Source organism: Paenarthrobacter ilicis (assembly GCF_016907545.1).
Classification (GTDB): Bacteria; Actinomycetota; Actinomycetes; order Actinomycetales; family Micrococcaceae; genus Arthrobacter; species Arthrobacter ilicis.
In genome coordinates, this window is the sequence record NZ_JAFBCD010000001.1 from 1336525 (window position 1) to 1352886 (window position 16362).

The 16362-nt window shown below is 64.7% G+C and carries 9 protein-coding genes; all 9 read left to right on the plus strand.

Annotated features, from left to right (window positions below; genetic code table 11):
• The 9 genes from JOE60_RS06140 to JOE60_RS06180 all read left to right on the plus strand — a co-directional run bounded on the left by JOE60_RS06140 (position 1) and on the right by JOE60_RS06180 (position 16347).
• Positions 1-972, plus strand: coding sequence for an AAA family ATPase (locus tag JOE60_RS06140; protein WP_167264746.1), 972 nt, complete (start codon positions 1-3; stop codon positions 970-972).
• 113 nt (positions 973-1085) lie between these two features.
• Positions 1086-2489 (plus strand): DUF58 domain-containing protein, encoded by a 1404-nt coding sequence (locus JOE60_RS06145; RefSeq protein ID WP_167264747.1) that lies wholly within the window; start codon positions 1086-1088, stop codon positions 2487-2489.
• Positions 2486-5026: a transglutaminase-like domain-containing protein gene (locus tag JOE60_RS06150; protein WP_167264748.1), complete on the plus strand. Its 2541-nt coding sequence runs from the start codon at positions 2486-2488 to the stop codon at positions 5024-5026. Before JOE60_RS06145 ends, JOE60_RS06150 begins: the two co-directional genes overlap by 4 nt.
• The gene (locus JOE60_RS06155; protein ID WP_167264749.1) at positions 5016-6695 is read left to right on the plus strand and encodes an RDD family protein; all 1680 of its coding nucleotides are present in this window, start codon (positions 5016-5018) and stop codon (positions 6693-6695) included. The genes JOE60_RS06150 and JOE60_RS06155 overlap by 11 nt, the downstream gene beginning before the upstream one ends.
• Positions 6692-7606 (plus strand): PP2C family protein-serine/threonine phosphatase, encoded by a 915-nt coding sequence (locus tag JOE60_RS06160; protein WP_167264750.1) that lies wholly within the window; start codon positions 6692-6694, stop codon positions 7604-7606. The genes JOE60_RS06155 and JOE60_RS06160 overlap by 4 nt, the downstream gene beginning before the upstream one ends.
• Positions 7596-9449 carry a hypothetical protein gene (locus JOE60_RS06165; protein WP_167264751.1) on the plus strand — a complete coding sequence of 618 codons (1854 nt, stop codon included), beginning with the start codon at positions 7596-7598 and terminating at the stop codon, positions 9447-9449. The genes JOE60_RS06160 and JOE60_RS06165 overlap by 11 nt, the downstream gene beginning before the upstream one ends.
• Complete coding sequence (locus JOE60_RS06170; RefSeq protein ID WP_167264752.1) at positions 9446-11146, plus strand: serine/threonine-protein kinase; 1701 nt, start codon at positions 9446-9448, stop codon at positions 11144-11146. The genes JOE60_RS06165 and JOE60_RS06170 overlap by 4 nt, the downstream gene beginning before the upstream one ends.
• Positions 11147-11191: 45 nt before the next feature.
• Positions 11192-11896 (plus strand): hypothetical protein, encoded by a 705-nt coding sequence (locus JOE60_RS06175; RefSeq protein WP_167264753.1) that lies wholly within the window; start codon positions 11192-11194, stop codon positions 11894-11896.
• Positions 11893-16347: an FtsK/SpoIIIE domain-containing protein gene (locus JOE60_RS06180; RefSeq protein ID WP_167264754.1), complete on the plus strand. Its 4455-nt coding sequence runs from the start codon at positions 11893-11895 to the stop codon at positions 16345-16347. Before JOE60_RS06175 ends, JOE60_RS06180 begins: the two co-directional genes overlap by 4 nt.
• The last annotated feature ends 15 nt before the right edge of the window (positions 16348-16362 follow it).

Sequence of the window (16362 nt, forward strand, 5' to 3'; positions counted from 1 at the left end):
ATGACCATGACAAACGAGCAAGCCGCGTGGTTTGCAGAAACGTTCGACAAGCTCGTTGCCAACGTGGGCCAGGCCGTGCTGGGCAAGGAACACGTCATCCGCTTGACGTTCACAGCGATGCTGGCCGAAGGCCACGTCCTGTTTGAAGATGCTCCGGGAACCGGCAAGACGTCCCTGGCCCGCGCGTTGGCGGCCACCGTGCAGGGCTCGCACAACCGCATCCAGTTCACCCCCGACCTTCTGCCGTCCGACGTCACGGGTGTAACCATCTATGACCAGAAGACCCAGAAGTTCGAATTCCACAAGGGCCCGGTCTTCAGCAACATCGTCTTGGCCGATGAAATCAACCGTGCCTCGCCGAAGACGCAGTCCGCGTTGCTGGAGGTCATGGAAGAGTCACGCGTCACGGTGGACGGCACAACATACGACGCCGGCCGTCCGTTCATGGTGTTGGCCACCCAGAACCCCATTGAGCAGGCAGGTACCTACCGGCTTCCCGAGGCCCAGCTGGACCGCTTCCTGATCAAGACCTCCATCGGCTACCCGGACCACGCGTCCACCGTCCGCCTCCTGGGTGGCGCCAACTTGAAGGACCGTTCCAAGGACCTCACCGCCATCATCACCACGCAGGCTGTTGCAGACATGGCGGACCTCGCGGCCACCACGCACGTGGACACAGCAGTGCTGGAATACATCTCCCGGTTGTGCGAAGAGACCCGCAATGCCTCGGAAACCCGCCTGGGTGTGTCTGTTCGTGGCGCCTTGGCCATGGTCCGCGCCGCCAAGGTCTGGGCTGCCGGCCAGGGCAGGAACTTCGTGCTTCCCGACGACATCAAGGAACTCGCTCCTGTGGTGTGGACCCACCGCTTGGTCATGGATCCTGAGGCAGAGTTCTCCGGAGCCACGCCTGAGGTTGTCCTCAGCCGCGTACTGGGTGATGTCGCAGCTCCCCAGCAGCGCGCCAACGCCTGACGGCCAGCCAACGCCTCACTATTCACGGCAGCGCTCGTCGCAGCACACGGAGGGGGATCGCCACCCGGCGATCCCCCCCGCCTACTTCCTTCGGTTCGAACAAAGGTCCACACATGTCCTCCAGCACACCCCTGAACAGGGCTGCTGAATCGCTCAAGCGCGCAACGTCCGCTGTGGCCGGTAAGGTCCGCTCGGTGCGCGGTCCGTCCGGCCAGCCACGGAACCGCCCGGGCCGTCCAGGAAAAGCCGGGGGCGGCAGCAAGCTGCATCCGGCAGCCGTATGGTCCGAAGCCATGGGAACAGCCGGGGAAGCACTGGGTCCTGCCTGGCGTAAAGCCACGTCCCTATGGCTCGCGTACGTGTGGCCCGTGCTGTCCGTGGTCAGTTTGCTGGGCTGGGTTGTCCTGGCTGCTTCTGTTGCGCTCTGGTGGGCAGGACAGGCCTGGGGCTGGCAGGAGGCAAAGTCCGCTGCGCTGGTGGCCTTCCTGTTGTTCGTCCTGGCCATCGTGTTCATTGTGGGCCGCTCGGCATACGGCGTGGTCCTCGACCTGGCCAGAACCCGCGTTGCGGTGGGGGATGATGCCGTAGGAAGCATCGCGGTATCCAACGTCTCGGCCCGGCCGCTCTTGCCGGCCTCGCTTGAACTGCCGGTCGGCGCCAACACTGCCGTTTTCCACCTGCCGCGCATGAAACCGGCCCAGGTTCATGAGGATCTCTTCACAATTCCCACGGCCCGGCGTGCGGTGATCGTGGTGGGGCCGGTACGTTCGGTCCGCGCCGACCCCCTGCACCTGCTGCGCCGGAGGGTGCTGTGGACAGAGCCTGTGGACCTCTTTGTCCACCCGCGGACCGTGGTGCTTGGCAGCTCGGCTGCAGGGTTCATCCGCGACCTCGAGGGCATGCCTACCACCGAACTTTCCAGCGCCGACGTTTCGTTCCACGCCCTGCGCGATTACGTGCCCGGCGACGACCGCCGCCACATCCACTGGAAGACGACGGCCCGCACCAACAAGCTCATGGTCCGCCAGTTCGAAGAAACCCGACGTGCCCACCTTGCCATCGCCCTGTCCATCAACACCGACGAATACGATTCCGAGGCTGAGTTTGAGATGGCAATTTCCGTGGCCGCTTCCATCGGCCGCCAAGCGATCAGTGAGCAACGGGATCTGGATGTCTTGACCCAAAAGGGTCCACTTCGCTGTGAAACCGGCCGCAACCTGCTGGACGATACCACCAGGATTGTCGGCGCACCCATGCGGCGCACCGCCGTCGACCTCGCCCGGAACCTGGCGGACGCCGTCCCCAACGCGTCCGTGGTGTTCTTTGTGGTGGGAAGCCACGTCACCGCCACCGAGCTGCGGACCTGCGCGGCCTCCGTTCCCCCTGGTGTACGCAGCCTGGCAGTCCGTGTCCAGCCTGGCGCTGCCCCGGCCCGTGCCAACATCGCGGACCTGACGGTGCTGACCGTCGGCGATCTGGATGACCTGGCCATTGTTCTTAGAAAGGCGTCCGCATGAGCTCCGAGCCCAATCTCCGCGTGCGGCCCCGCGCAACCAAAGCGGCAAAGCGGGCTGCATCGCCCGGCGGAAAAGGTTCCGGCCGGAACGGGTCCGTGGGCCGTTCCCGCACTGCCGCCGGCGAATCGATGTTCGCAGATGGCCGCCCGCTGTGGCACTTCGCCGTTGACTGCGGTGCCCTGACAGCGCTCCTGTTCCTGGGCATCCTCGGCTTCAGCCTGAGCTTCGGTGGGGATGCCCACTATTTGCTGGCCGGGCTGGGTGGCGTGATCCTGGGCCTGGGCATCTCGATCCTCAATGCCCACCTGCGGCTGGGCATGCTGATTACAACGGCCATGGCCTTCGGTGCGTACATGCTGTTCGGATCGGCCTTGGCTGTCCCGGACTCTGCGGTGCTGGGATTCCTGCCCAGCCTGGACTCCCTGCGGACCCTGCTGCTGGGTATCGTGTTCGCCTGGAAGGACATGCTGACCGTTGGAGTCCCTGTGGGCACTGCCAACGGCACGCTCATTGTGCCGTTCCTCAGTTCCCTCCTGATGGCGCTGGCCGCTGGCCTGTTGACATGGCGCTTGAAGAGCCCCTATTGGCCGCTCCTGCCCGTCCTGGTGTTGTTCGTTACCGGCATCGCCTTCAGTACCAGTGCCGGGTTCCTCAACGTGGAGCGGGGCGTCTCGCTCACCATCATCGCGATCGTGTGGGCCACCCTCCGCCGTGACGTGCTCCGCCAGCGCAGTACCAAGACCGTCTCGGCCAACCGTCCGGATGCCGATACCAGTGCAGCACGCCGCGGTCAGCTTCGACGCCTGGGAACCGCGGCGGCCGTGATCGCCGTCGCCGTGGGGCTCACCGCCGTCGTATCTCCCCTGGTGACCGCCAGCGATGACCGAAAGGTCCTGCGCAACACGATCGTTCCGCCGTTCGACCCGCGCGACTACGTCACGCCGTTGGCAAGCTTCCGGAACTTCGTGAAGGACGAGAAGGACAAGACGCTCTTCACGGTCAAGGGATTGCCGAAGGACGCCCGGGTGCGCTTGGCCGCCCTGGATGCCTTCAACGGCATGAACTACACCATGGACCCCAACAGCTCAGGCAACTTCAGCAAGGTGGGCGACGCGAAGTCTCTGAACACCTTGGCCGACTCCGGGAGCCCGGTGAAGGACACCAATTACACGCTGGGCATCACCATTGAGGACTACCAGGGCTACTTCGTTCCCGGTGGCCGGCACACCACCGGAATGAGCTTCGCGGACAACTCAGGTGCTGCCTCGGGCCTCTATTTCAACTCCGGCACGGATACCGCAGTCACCACCAACGGCTTGGTCAAGGGAGACAGCTACACCGTCCAGGTTTCGGACCCCGGAACCTTGGAGCACGGGCAGTTGACCCAGTACGACTTCGCCAAGATGACGTTGCCTGACGCCCAGGAAGTACCGCCGATTGTGGCATCGCAGGCCAACGAGATCTCAGCGGACGCCCCCACCGCCATTGACCGTGTCCGGCAAATTGAAGCGCATTTCCAAAAGAGCGGCGCCTTCAGCAACGGCCTGGTGGCTGACGGACAACTTCCCAGCCTCCCCGGTCACAGCGCGGCGCGCGTCAGGAACATGCTCTCAGCCAAGCAGATGCTGGGCGACGACGAACAGTATGCAGTGTCCATGTCCCTCATGCTGCGCCATTTGGGCATTCCCTCCCGGGTGGTCATGGGCTTCTACCCTGATCCCAAGAGCCCCGAGAACGGTGCCGGAGACCTCAAGATCACCGGCAAGGACGTGCATGCGTGGGTGGAGGTTGCCTTCGACCGCGTTGGCTGGGTGTCGTTCGATCCCACCCCGCCCAAGGACAACGTTCCCATCCCGCCGGACCCGGAGAACAAGTCCAAACCCAAGCCGCAGGTGCTGCAGCCGCCGCCCCCGCCACAGGAGCCCGCGGACTTGCCGCCGGACTCCACTCCCGATGCGCTGGATGCGGACGAGAAGAAGAACAACCCCTGGTTGTTCTGGGGACCGCTGCTGGCCGCCATCGGTGTTGCCCTGATTCCCTTGGGAATTCTGGCCATCCCGTTGCTGCTTATCCTCCTTTTGAAGGCACGACGCCGGAAGGCACGTTTCCGTGACGGCCACCCCGCCCAGCGGGTTGGCGGTGGATGGAACGAGGTAATGAGTTTGGCTACCGACATGGGAGCTTCGATCGACACGAAGTCCACCCGCCGGGAATCCGCCACTGTCATCGCCGAAGCGTTCCCCACTGCGGGAACCACCACCACCAAGCTGGCACACCGGGCAGATGCCGCGGTATTCGGGGCAGGCCAACCCAGCGAGGACGAGGTCAAGGAGTACTGGAAGATCGTGGATTCGTCGTTGACGGACATCACCGGCAGCGTGGGGTTCTGGAAACGCCAACAGGCAAGGTTCTCGCCACGGTCCCTGCTCTCTGACGGGCGGGCCGCACTCCTCCGCCGCCGGCAGTCTCCTTCCAACGGAGCCCAGCCGCGACTTCCGCTGATCGGCAAGAAGAAGGATGCATCCGATGAGCAGTGATGCGGAGCTGTGCCCGGCCTGCAAACACCCAGTCCGCCCTGGGGCCACGTTCTGCACCCAGTGCGGATCGCCTTTGAACAACAGGGGCGCCCGCAGGGAAGGCAACATCAACCACGCCCAAAAGGCCGCGCTGGAAACCGCCAACCGGCAAGGAACGCCCGATCCCGGTAGTATCTCGGTAGTGTCGGGGCCGGTGGCTCCGGCGCGCCAGACGCAAACGGGAACAACAACCACACCGGAGTCAGTTCCGGGTCCAGGGGGAGGCGGCACCATGACCACCAAGCTGGAGTTGGTGCCTGCTTCTGCGGGAAAACGCCTCGGTGCTGCGGTGCTGGACTGGCTGGGCCCCATCGTTGTGCTGGCCACCACTTTTTCCATTGGCATAGCCGGGATCACCCAAACCCGCAAAAACGGATTCATTGTGTACGACACCGGTCTGTTGGTCCTTCTGGGCAGCATCGGACTGGGCGTCACCGTGGTCTACATCTTTGTGATCCTTGGAATGGAAGCCAAGAGCGGCACCACAGTGGGCAACAAGCTCATGGGCATCCGCAGCACTGATGCTGACGGCTATGCGCCCGGTGCAGGGGCAGTCTTCGTCCGGGGAATCATCACCGGCGGTCTGCTTCTGCTGGGTATCCTGGCGTCGGTCATCCTGTCTGCACTGGGTTTGATCAACCTGGTGATGTGGATCGGGCTTCCCTTGATGGTCCTGGGGGCAGTGTGGGCCATCCTGGTGGTGGTCTCCAATGCATGGGATAAAGAGGGCAAGCTGCGCGGTTGGCAGGATAAGGCAGCGAAGGCACTGGTTTTTGATGTCAACGCCGGCCGTAACCCCGTGACCAGCGGCGGTATCCAGGGTCCGTACAGCTTCGCGCCCATGAACCTGCCGCCCGTGCTGCCCGTGGCCTCGCCTGTTCCCGGTGGACAGGCGAACAGCCCTGCCCGGGTATCCGCGCCCGTCGAGGCTGCTGGAACGGTTCGGCCTGCAGCCGCCGCCACGCCCCCCGCTGCAGTCATGCCCCCCGCTGCAGTGCAGCCTTCGCACGACCCCAACCAGTGGCGCCCGCCCGCACAGCCGCGCACGCCGTCCCAAGCCACTACAGTCCAGGCTTCCCCAGCGCCAGCCCCAGCCAATTCGGCCACTCCGGTAGCGTCGGCACCCCAGGTTGTTCCGTCGGCTCCCCACGTTGTTCCGTCGGCTCCCCACGTTGTTCCGTCGGCTCCCCACGTTGTTCCGTCGGCTCCCCACGTTGTTCCGTCGGCTCCGGGCGCGGCAGCCCACCCTGACGACGACGTTGAGCGGACCCAGATGCGGCCCGGTGCTGCGCGGGCCCTGGCCGTCCTGCGTATCAGGGTGGACGACGGCCAGGATGTCCAGCTTGGCGGCTCGGTGCTCCTGGGCCGGAATCCGGCGCCCCAGCCCGGAGAGAACGTGGAGCAGCTCCTGCCCGTGTCCGACCCCGGCCGGTCCATTTCCAAGACGCACCTGCACTTGCGCGTCGACGGCGACGGCGTGTGGGTGACGGACCGCAATTCCACCAACGGGAGCGCAGTCACCACTCCCGATGGCATCCAAACCAGGCTTCACGCCGGTGAGGCTGTCCTGGTCCGCCCCGGATCAACAGTCCACTTCGGAGACCGTTCCTTCCACCTAGGACAAGCATGAATTCACAGCCGGCCACTCCCGCCAACACCGGACCGGTGCCCACTGGTTCAACCTACGGGCTCAGCTACGGGTACGGGACCGACCGAGGCCTGCGGCGGGAGCTGAACGAGGATTCGTTCATCGCCTCGGATCCGGTGTTCGCTGTGGCCGATGGCATGGGCGGTCATGAAGCCGGAGAGATCGCCAGCGGGATGTGCGTGCGCACCTTGGGGAGCGCTCCAGTGCTCTCGGCAGGTGTCCGCACAGCCTCTGCGGCTGATCTTCAGGCCTGCCTGCTGAAGGCGGATGCCGGCATCCGTGAGGCCACCGGCGCAAGAGCGGGCACCACTCTGTCCGGTGTGGTTGTGGTGGAACAAATGGGCCTGCCGTACTGGCTGGTGATGAACATCGGCGATTCCAGGACCTACCGGCTCAGCCAAGGCGAGTTCTCACAGGTCAGCGTCGACCACTCTGAAGTCCAGGAGTTGGTGGACTCGGGCGACATCACTCCTGAGCAGGCCGCGGTCCACCCGCGCCGGCATGTGGTCACCAGGGCGCTGGGTACCGGGGATGAAACCGAAGCCGATTTCTGGTTGTTGCCCATCCAGGAAGGTGACCGGATCATGGTGTGCTCGGATGGGCTCAACGGTGAGCTGGGGGACGAGCACATGTTCCGGATCCTCAGCACCGTGGCGCACCCGCAGGACGCCGTGGACGCACTGATCCAGGCTGCTTTGCGCAGCGGCGGGCGGGACAACGTCACGGTGATTGTGGTGGACGCCAAGAACGTCATGAACGACGCCGGTATCGCCACCACCGCGCCCCGGCCGGAAGTCTCCTCCGAGGTTGAGGAAGACACCCTTCCGCGGGCCTGGGTCAACGGTGTGGAGCAGACGAACAATGCGGACCAGGAGGATGGCGATGAGCGGTAACCAGCCGTCGTCAGCGCGTTACCAGCAGGGCGATTGGTTCGGCGTGGTGCGTGGCGGAACTTTGGTGCTGCTGGGACCTGAAACCCCCCATGCCCTCCTTGACACTGTGTGGGACCTTCTTGCTTCGGAGCCCGAGGCCCACGAAGTCCTCCATGAGGTGACTGAGGCATTCGGCGTCTCCCTGAGCCGCATCCCGCCTTTTGGAATCATTGATGCGAAGGACGCGCTGAGGGTGTTCCTCCGTGGAGACCTTGAACTCCTGGTCCAGCTGGAGGGCGGCCAGGAAGAGCTCACTGGACGCGATGTGACCACCTGGACTGAGCGTCGCCTCATGCACGCCCGTTCCTTCTCCGTCCGGATTGGCGGCGGCGACACCGCGCAGGTTTCCGCTGCCCTTGATACCGCTGCGGTCATGGAAAGTGCTGCACTGAACGGGCTGCCGGTGGGGGAGGGCGTCGTGCTGCTCTCCTCGATCGAGGTGGACTTGGTGGGCGGAACGGCCACGGAAGCCGCACCAATAGACGATGAACCCCAGCAGAACGCCGTTGCTCCGGAACCAGTGTCCGCCAGCGAGCCTGCGTCCGCACCCGAGCCTGTGTCCGCACCAGAGCCGGTGGCGGCAGCCGAGCCTGTGTCCGATGAGACCATGATCGGTTACCCCGAGCCAGTCGTGGAAGACGAAGCCGAGCCAGTCGTGGAAGAACCCGAGCCGGCGATGGAAGAAGACCCCGAGACCGCAGAGCAGGCGCCCGCAGAGCCGGCTGACGAACCGGCCACGTCCGGGTCAACAGATGGCGTAGTCCACACCAGCACCACGGATATTTTGGTTCCGTCGTTGGAAAACACCACCAACTATGACCACCTGTGGGACAAAACGGTGATGCGGAACATCGAGGACGCCGCGGTGCGCCTGGACAGCGATGGCGACGACAACCACGGGCACTCGCCCTCCGGCCAGGGAACGCCGGCCGCAGAGCCCCAGCCAGACGAATCCCAGCCAGATGAATCCCGGCCGGACGAACCACCCGCCACTTCCGCGGCGCCGCTCCCGACGTCGGCGTCCCCGGCGTCCGGCGACGTGGCCGCCCAGGGGGAGTCCGCCGTCGGACAGGTGCAGTCCGTGCAGTCCAGCGGGTTGATCGACTCCGTGCCATGGCTGCGCAGCAGCCCTGTTGGGCCGGCCGCCGGTGCCTCACCCGCGGCGCCGGTGAGTATGGGCAGCGCCCCCCAGGTCCCATCGGTCTGGCCGCCCGCGGTTCCGGCCCAACCGCAGGTGAACGACGCGGAGGACGCCGATCATGATGGGCAGACCATCATGAAGAGCAGCCTCCCGGTGGAAGGGGGCCCGGTCAACACACCGGCCGCAGATACCGAAGCCCAGCAGGGTCCCAGTGTCCTGGCCCGGGTGTGCTCCCAAGGCCACGCAAACCCGCCTACCTACCCCCAATGCTCGGTGTGCGGGATTTCACTGTCCGGTGACGCCGTGCACGTCCCGCGCCCCAGGTTGGGCCGGATGCGTTTGTCCACCGGGGAATTGATTGACCTGGACCGCTCGCTCATCATCGGCAGGCAGCCGTCGGTTTCCAGGGTCCAGGGCGGCACCATGCCGCGACTTGTCCAGGTGGAAAGCCCTGGCGGGGATATTTCCAGGTCACATGTGGAGGTCCGCCTTGAGGGGTGGCATGTGATGCTGTGCGATTTGAAAGCCACCAACGGCACTGTGCTCATCCGTGAAGGCCAGGCACCCCGCAGGCTTGCGCAGAATGAGATGGCGATCCTGCTGGACGGCGACATTGCAGAACTGGGCGACGATATTTCGTTGCGTTTCGAGGAGATTCTTTGAGTTCCAAGCGGCCACCCGCACCACCACCACCCATCCCGGGGTTCAAGTACATCAGTCTCCTGGGATCCGGTGGCTTTTCCGACGTCTACCTTTATGAGCAGGACAGGCCCCGCCGAAAAGTAGCCGTCAAGGTGCTGTTGTCAGACCTGAAGACCGAGGGCGCGCGCCGTCGCTTCGAATCCGAAGCGAACCTGATGGCGCAGTTGTCGTCACACCCTTACATCGTCACGATCTTCGAAGCCGAAATTACCGAAAACGGCCACTCGTACCTGGCCATGGAGTATTGCTCGCGGCCCAGCCTCGATGTCCGCTACCGGCGCCAGCGCTTCAGCGTTGACGAGGTACTCGCTGTCGGCATCCAGGTGGCGTCCGCCGTCGAAACCGCCCACCGGGCAGGCATCGTCCACCGCGACATCAAGCCGGCCAACATCCTGGTGACGGATTACAACCGTCCGGCCCTGACCGACTTCGGCATTTCCGGAACCATCGGCGCGGACACCGAGGACGACGCCGGCATGTCCATTCCGTGGTCCCCGCCGGAGCAGTTCCGCGGAGGCTCGGTGGACGGCGTGCCCGTTGATATCTGGGCGCTGGGAGCAACCCTTTACACCCTGCTGGCGGGGCGTTCCCCGTTCGTCCTCCCGGGACAGGACAACTCGCAGAGGGAACTCATTTCACGCATCACCAATGCGCCCCTTCCGCGGTTGGGACGTGCCGATGTACCGGAGTCCCTGGAACTGGTTTTGGCAACAGCCATGGCGAAGTCGTCGGATTCGCGGTATTCCTCAGCCCACGCCTTTGCGTTGGCGCTTCAACGGATCCAGACGGAACTCAACCTCTCCGTCACACCCTTTGAAGTCCTTGAAGAGCAGGGGCACCCGGATGAACACCCTGATGACAACGTGGAGGAAACCCGGGTCAGGAGCATCGCCGCCATTGACCCGGATGCCTCCGGAACTGCCACCACAGGGTCCGCTCCCACCTTCCCGGCGCGGACGTTCCCGTCCACCATGCCTGGCGCCAACCGGCAGCCCGCAGCGCCGCAAACAGCGCCCCAGCTGCCGCCGGCGCGTTTCAGCCCGCCCGCGCCCCAGTTCCACACTCCGCCCGCCGGAGCCAGCGGCCCTGCGGAGGAAACCGGGGAGTCCACGGTCCTCCGTGGCTGGCAGCCTTCCGGGAAACAGGACGACGTCGACGCCACGGTCAGCCGTTCCAACGCGCCTGCGGGTGCCACGGCAGTTGAGCCCCGGCCGGCAGATCACGGCAAGCGAAACCTCTGGTTGGCAGCAACGGGTGCAGCGGTCCTGGTGGTAGCCATTGTGGTGGGAGTGGTCCTGGGCGCGAATGCCCAACCCAAGGCAGCACCCACCCCCACCAGCAGCAAACCACCCGTGGACGCGCTGGGTGATGGCGGTGTCCCCGAAGTGACCAACTTGCGCGCGGAGCAGCAATCCGGCGGCGGCGGACCCGCACTCATCATTTTCCGGTGGGACTACTTGGAGCTGAAGCCGGGGGACACTTTCAAATGGCGGACAAAGTCGGCCAAGTCCGATGGCCCTTACGAGTCCACGCTCGCCACCAACGCGGTGGTGTCCAGCACCACCCCGTCACCGGTATGCATCCAGGTCATTGTTGTCAGGGCCGACGGATCGGCATCGCCAGGTGGGCCGGATTCCATCGCCTGCCTGGACAAGTAGCCGGCACATGAAACGAACACACACCGCACTGAGGAGGCACAGATCATGGGGGATCTAGCAATAGATTTCTGTGGCGAATGGTACGAACCATCCGACGAGGACGTGTTCGACATCGGCCGCGAGGGCGACCTCGAAGTCGATGACAACCCCTACCTGCACCGGCGGTTCCTGCAGATTGCCCGGTACGACGGCATTTGGTGGCTCAGCAACGTGGGCAGCATGTTGTCCGCCACGATCGCCGACGGTTCCGGCGGAATGCAGGCATGGCTGGCTCCCGGGGCCAGGATTCCGCTGGTGTTCAGCCACACGAACGTGATCTTCACGGCCGGACCCACTACCTACGAGTTCGCCGTGCACCTGAAAACGCCGTCCTTCCGGCATGAAGCGCGGGAGGACGATCAGGCGGGGGATACCACCATTGGCCCCGTGATCTTTACGGACTCCCAGAAAGCCCTCATCGTCGCGTTGGCCGAGCCCATGCTTAGGCGCGAAGGCACGGGTTTCAGCGCCATTCCGTCCTCTGCCGAGGCCGCAAAACGCCTGGGCTGGGCACTGACCCGCTTCAACCGCAAACTGGACAACGTGTGCGACAAGCTGGACCGGGTGGGGGTGGTTGGCCTCCGCGGCGGCGCAGGAAAACTCGCCACCAACCGCCGTGCCCGGCTGGTAGAGCACGCAGTGACATCACACTTGGTGACCGCAGCAGACCTGCATCTCCTTGACACCACGACTGGAGCCGACGACGCATGAAGTTCCGCTTGACCCTGCGGCGTGACCCTGCTGAAGCAAAGGACCTCGCCGTCACGGTGGATGGCCGTGCCACGGTAGCTGACATCGCCACCGAACTGTGGATTGCCGACCCCGCCCGCAAGGGGACCGAACCGCCGTCGAACCTTTCCATCAGCGTGGACGAGGCGTTTGTTGGCGGCGGCCTGTCCGGCCATGTCCTCAGGCCAATGGACAATCTGTTGGAGTCCGGCCTGCGGCCCGGCTCCAAGGTTTCACTGGCCCAGGTCAGTGAGCAGTTCGCCACCAACGGGCACGGCGAAGGAAACAACCGTGGACCCGCCGCGGCTACCCTGCGGGTGATGTCAGGGCCCGACGTCGGACGCGAATTTTCGCTGCCTTTCGGCACCAGCTACATCGGCCGGGACAGGGACGCCGATATCCGCCTTTCAGATCCGCTGACGTCCAAGCGCCATGCGCGGATCACCGTGGGCGAAACAGTGGAAATCGTGGACACAAACTCTGCGAACGGCCTGCTGATGGACGGGCTTCCCGTCACCAGGGCCACGTTGGAGTCATCCGACACCGTCACGCTGGGCGACACCAGCGTTGGCGTGGTCGCGTTGTCGAGAAACCACACTGGCGGACCGTCGTCGCCCTTGGTGGACTTCAACCGTTCGCCGCGGGTTTTGCCAAGGTTCGAGTCACCCAAGCGCGTTCCGCCGGCCGGACCCAAGCGACCCGAACACCAGCCGTTCCCGTACATCATGCTGGTGGCCCCGTTGCTCATGGGTGGCGTGCTGTTCGCCGTGACCCAGAACCTGCTGTCCGTCCTGTTCATGGCCATGATGCCGCTCTTTATCGTGGGCCATTATGTGGACCACAAGATGCAAAGCAAGCGGCAGGCCAAGGAAGGCCACAAGCAGTTCCAGGCCGCCATGCTGGCGTTCCGTGAAGACATTGACCGCCAGCAGAACATCGAGCGCGCCGTCCGCTTGCAGGAAGCGCCGTCCGTGAGCGACACCGTGGACGCCATCTACAAACTCGGCCCGCTGCTGTGGACCAACCGGCCCGAACACCAGCACTTCATGGGAGTGCGCTTCGGGATCGGCTCGGCTCCTTCCCGTATCCAGTTCGAAGAGCCTGGGGCCAACGAAACCGAACCCCGGTACATGCGCGAAATCCAGGAATGCCTGCAGCAGGTCCGCGTGATCGAAGGCGTCCCCATTGTCTCGCAGCTGCGCACCTCCGGCTCGTTCGGCGTGGCAGGGGATCGCAGCGTGGTGGATGACGTGGCCCGCGGCATGGTGTTGCAGCTGGTGGCCCTCCACTCGCCGGCAGAAGTTGTCCTCACCTCGTTGACCTCGGCGCGCTCCCGCGAGCGGTGGGACTGGCTGCAATGGCTTCCCCACGTTGGCTCCGGCCACAGCCCCCTTTCCGGCGACCATTTGGCCGCCGGACCGGGCGCCGGCGCGGCATTGCTGTCCCGCCTGGAAAACCTGGTGGAAGAACGCGAGTCCATGGCCAAGGAGCCTGGTCCGCAGCTTCGTCCGGGGCTCAAGGACGAGCATGAGGAACTGCCGGGGCCCGTGGTTCCTGCAGTTCTGGTGATCGTGGAAGACGACGCTCCCGTGGACCGGGGCCGTTTGACCCGGTTGGTGGAGCGTGGTCCGGATTACGGCGTGCACATCATGTGGGTGGCGGCCAACGTGCAATCACTGCCGGCTGCCTGCCGTGACTTCCTGTCGGTGGATGGGGACCACGGCACCACCACCGGCCAAGTCCGCCTGGGCCGCCACACCTACCCCGTCAGCTGCGAAAGCCTCGACGCCGATCTGGCCACCCAGCTGGCACGCATGATGTCGCCGCTGGTGGATGTGGGAAATCCGCTCGAGGACGATTCCGACCTCCCGCGCGCTGTCTCCTACGCCACGTTGATCGGCAAGGACCTGATGGACAAGCCGCAGGCCGTTGCCGAGCGGTGGCAGGAAAACAACTCAGTGCACGCCACGGCAGTACCCAACCGCAAGGACAACGGAAGCCTCCGTGCCCTGGTGGGGTCCAAAGGTGTGGAACCGTTCTACCTGGACCTCAAAAACGAGGGACCGCACGCGCTGGTAGGCGGAACCACCGGTGCCGGTAAGTCCGAGTTCCTGCAGTCCTGGGTGATGGGCATGGCTGCTGCCTACAGCCCTGACCGGGTCAGCTTCCTGTTTGTGGACTACAAGGGTGGGGCCGCTTTTGCCGACTGCCTCCACCTGCCCCACACCGTTGGCCTGGTGACGGACCTTTCGCCCCACTTGGTCCGCCGGGCTTTGACGTCCCTTCGGGCCGAGCTCCACTACCGCGAACGGCTCCTGAACCGGAAGAAAGCCAAGGACCTGCTGGCGCTGCAGCGCGAAGCTGATCCCGAGGCGCCGCCGTACCTGATCATCATTGTGGACGAGTTCGCCGCGCTGGCCACCGAGGTTCCGGAGTTCGTGGACGGAGTGGTGGATGTGGCCGCCCGAGGCCGTTCCCTGGGCCTCCACCTGATCCTTGCCACCCAGCGGCCGGCGGGTGTCATCAAGGACAACCTGCGGGCCAACACCAACCTCCGCGTGGCCCTGCGCATGGCCGATGAAGTGGACGCGGTGGACATCCTTGGTGTGCCTACCGCAGCCTACTTTGACCCCTCGATTCCCGGCCGCGGTGCCGCGAAGACCGGTCCCGGCCGTATCCAGGGTTTCCAGACCGGATACGCCGGTGGCTGGACCACCGACAAGCCACAGCGGCCGCGGATCGACATTGTGGAAATGGCCTTCGGCTCCGGACCCGCATGGGAACCGCCCCTGGAGTCCCAGATGGAAGAAGAACCGGCGGGTCCCAACGACATCGCCAGGATGACGGAGAACATCATCCGGGCTGCTGACGTCCTGTCCATCGAACCGCCCAGGAAGCCGTGGCTCAATGAACTGGCCACCACCTACGATTTCTCCAAGCTGCCCAATCCCCGCAGTGACGAGCGCCTGCTGTTGGGCGTGGCTGACGACCCTGCGCACCAGGACCAGCCCACGGTGTTTTACGAGCCGGACAAGGACGGCAACATGGCCGTCTACGGCACCGGCGGTTCAGGCAAGTCAGCGGCGTTGCGCAGCATTGCCATCGCTGCTGCCGTGACTCCCCGTGGTGGTCCGGTCCACATCTACGGCATTGACTGTGGTTCTTCGGGATTGAAGATGCTGGATGGCCTGCCGCACGTTGGCGAGATCATCAACGGCGATGACGTGGAACGCGTGGGCCGGTTGTTGCGCTGGCTCAAGGAAGTGGCCGATGACAGGGCCGCCCGGTTCGCGGAAGTGCGGGCCTCCACCATTGTGGAGTACCGGCAGTTGGCCAACAGGCCTGATGAGAAGCGCATCTTCATCCTGGTGGACGGCATGTCCGCGTTCCGTGAAGGATACGAGTACAGCAAGCTTTCTGCGCTGTGGGACATCTTCCTGACCCTTGCCACGGATGGGCGGCCCCTGGGTATCCACTTGGTTGTCAGCGGAGACCGCACCAACTCGGTACCGGCGTCGTTGCTGGCCTCAATCCAGAAGCGCCTGGTCCTGCGCCTCAGCTCCGAAGACGACTACATGACACTGGATGTGCCCAAAGACGTCCTCAATGCAGCGTCACCCCCGGGCCGTGGATTGCTGGATGGTTTGGAAGTCCAGCTCGCCGTTCTTGGCGGCAACTCCAACCTGGCCTTGCAGGCCCGTGAAGTGGTCAAGCTCAGCCAGGCCATGGTCAGGCAGGGCCTGGAACCTGCACCCCAGATCCAGCGTCTGCCCGAACTGGTGGATCTGGACATCCTGCCCAGTGGCTCCACCGACAACCCGGTCATTGGCGTGGACGACGAAACACTCGGCCCAGCCGCGATCGCAGCCAAGGGTTCCTTGCTGCTGGCCGGTCCTCCGGGCGCCGGACGCACTGTGGCCTTGGTGACCCTGGCATACGCACTGAAGCGGTCCAACCCGCGGACGGACCTGATCTACATCGGATCCCGCCGGTCCACGGTAGCCAACCTGAATCTTTGGAGCAGGTCCCTGGTGGGACCGGACGAGGTTTCGGACGTCATTGATGACCTGATCGACAAAGCATCGGACAACCCTGGAACCATGGCCATCTTCATTGAGGGCCTCACCGAGTTCACCGATACCCTGGCGGAATCGGGCGTGGGCCGGCTGGTCACCGCCGCCATCAAGGCGGATCAGTGGGTTGTTGGTGAGTCTGAAACGTCCACGTGGTCACAGGCATGGTCACTGGCGCAACCGTTCAAATCGGGTCGTCGGGGACTCCTGCTCAACCCGGGGGATGTGGAGGGCGATACGCTGCTCAACACCTCCCTGGGACGCATCAGCCCGGACTTCATTCCGGGCCGCGGCTACATCGTTGGGCGCGGAAAAGTCAGGAAGCTGCAGATCGCCATGCCGCCGGAGAACCGCAGCTGAATTTGCCGGGGCGCG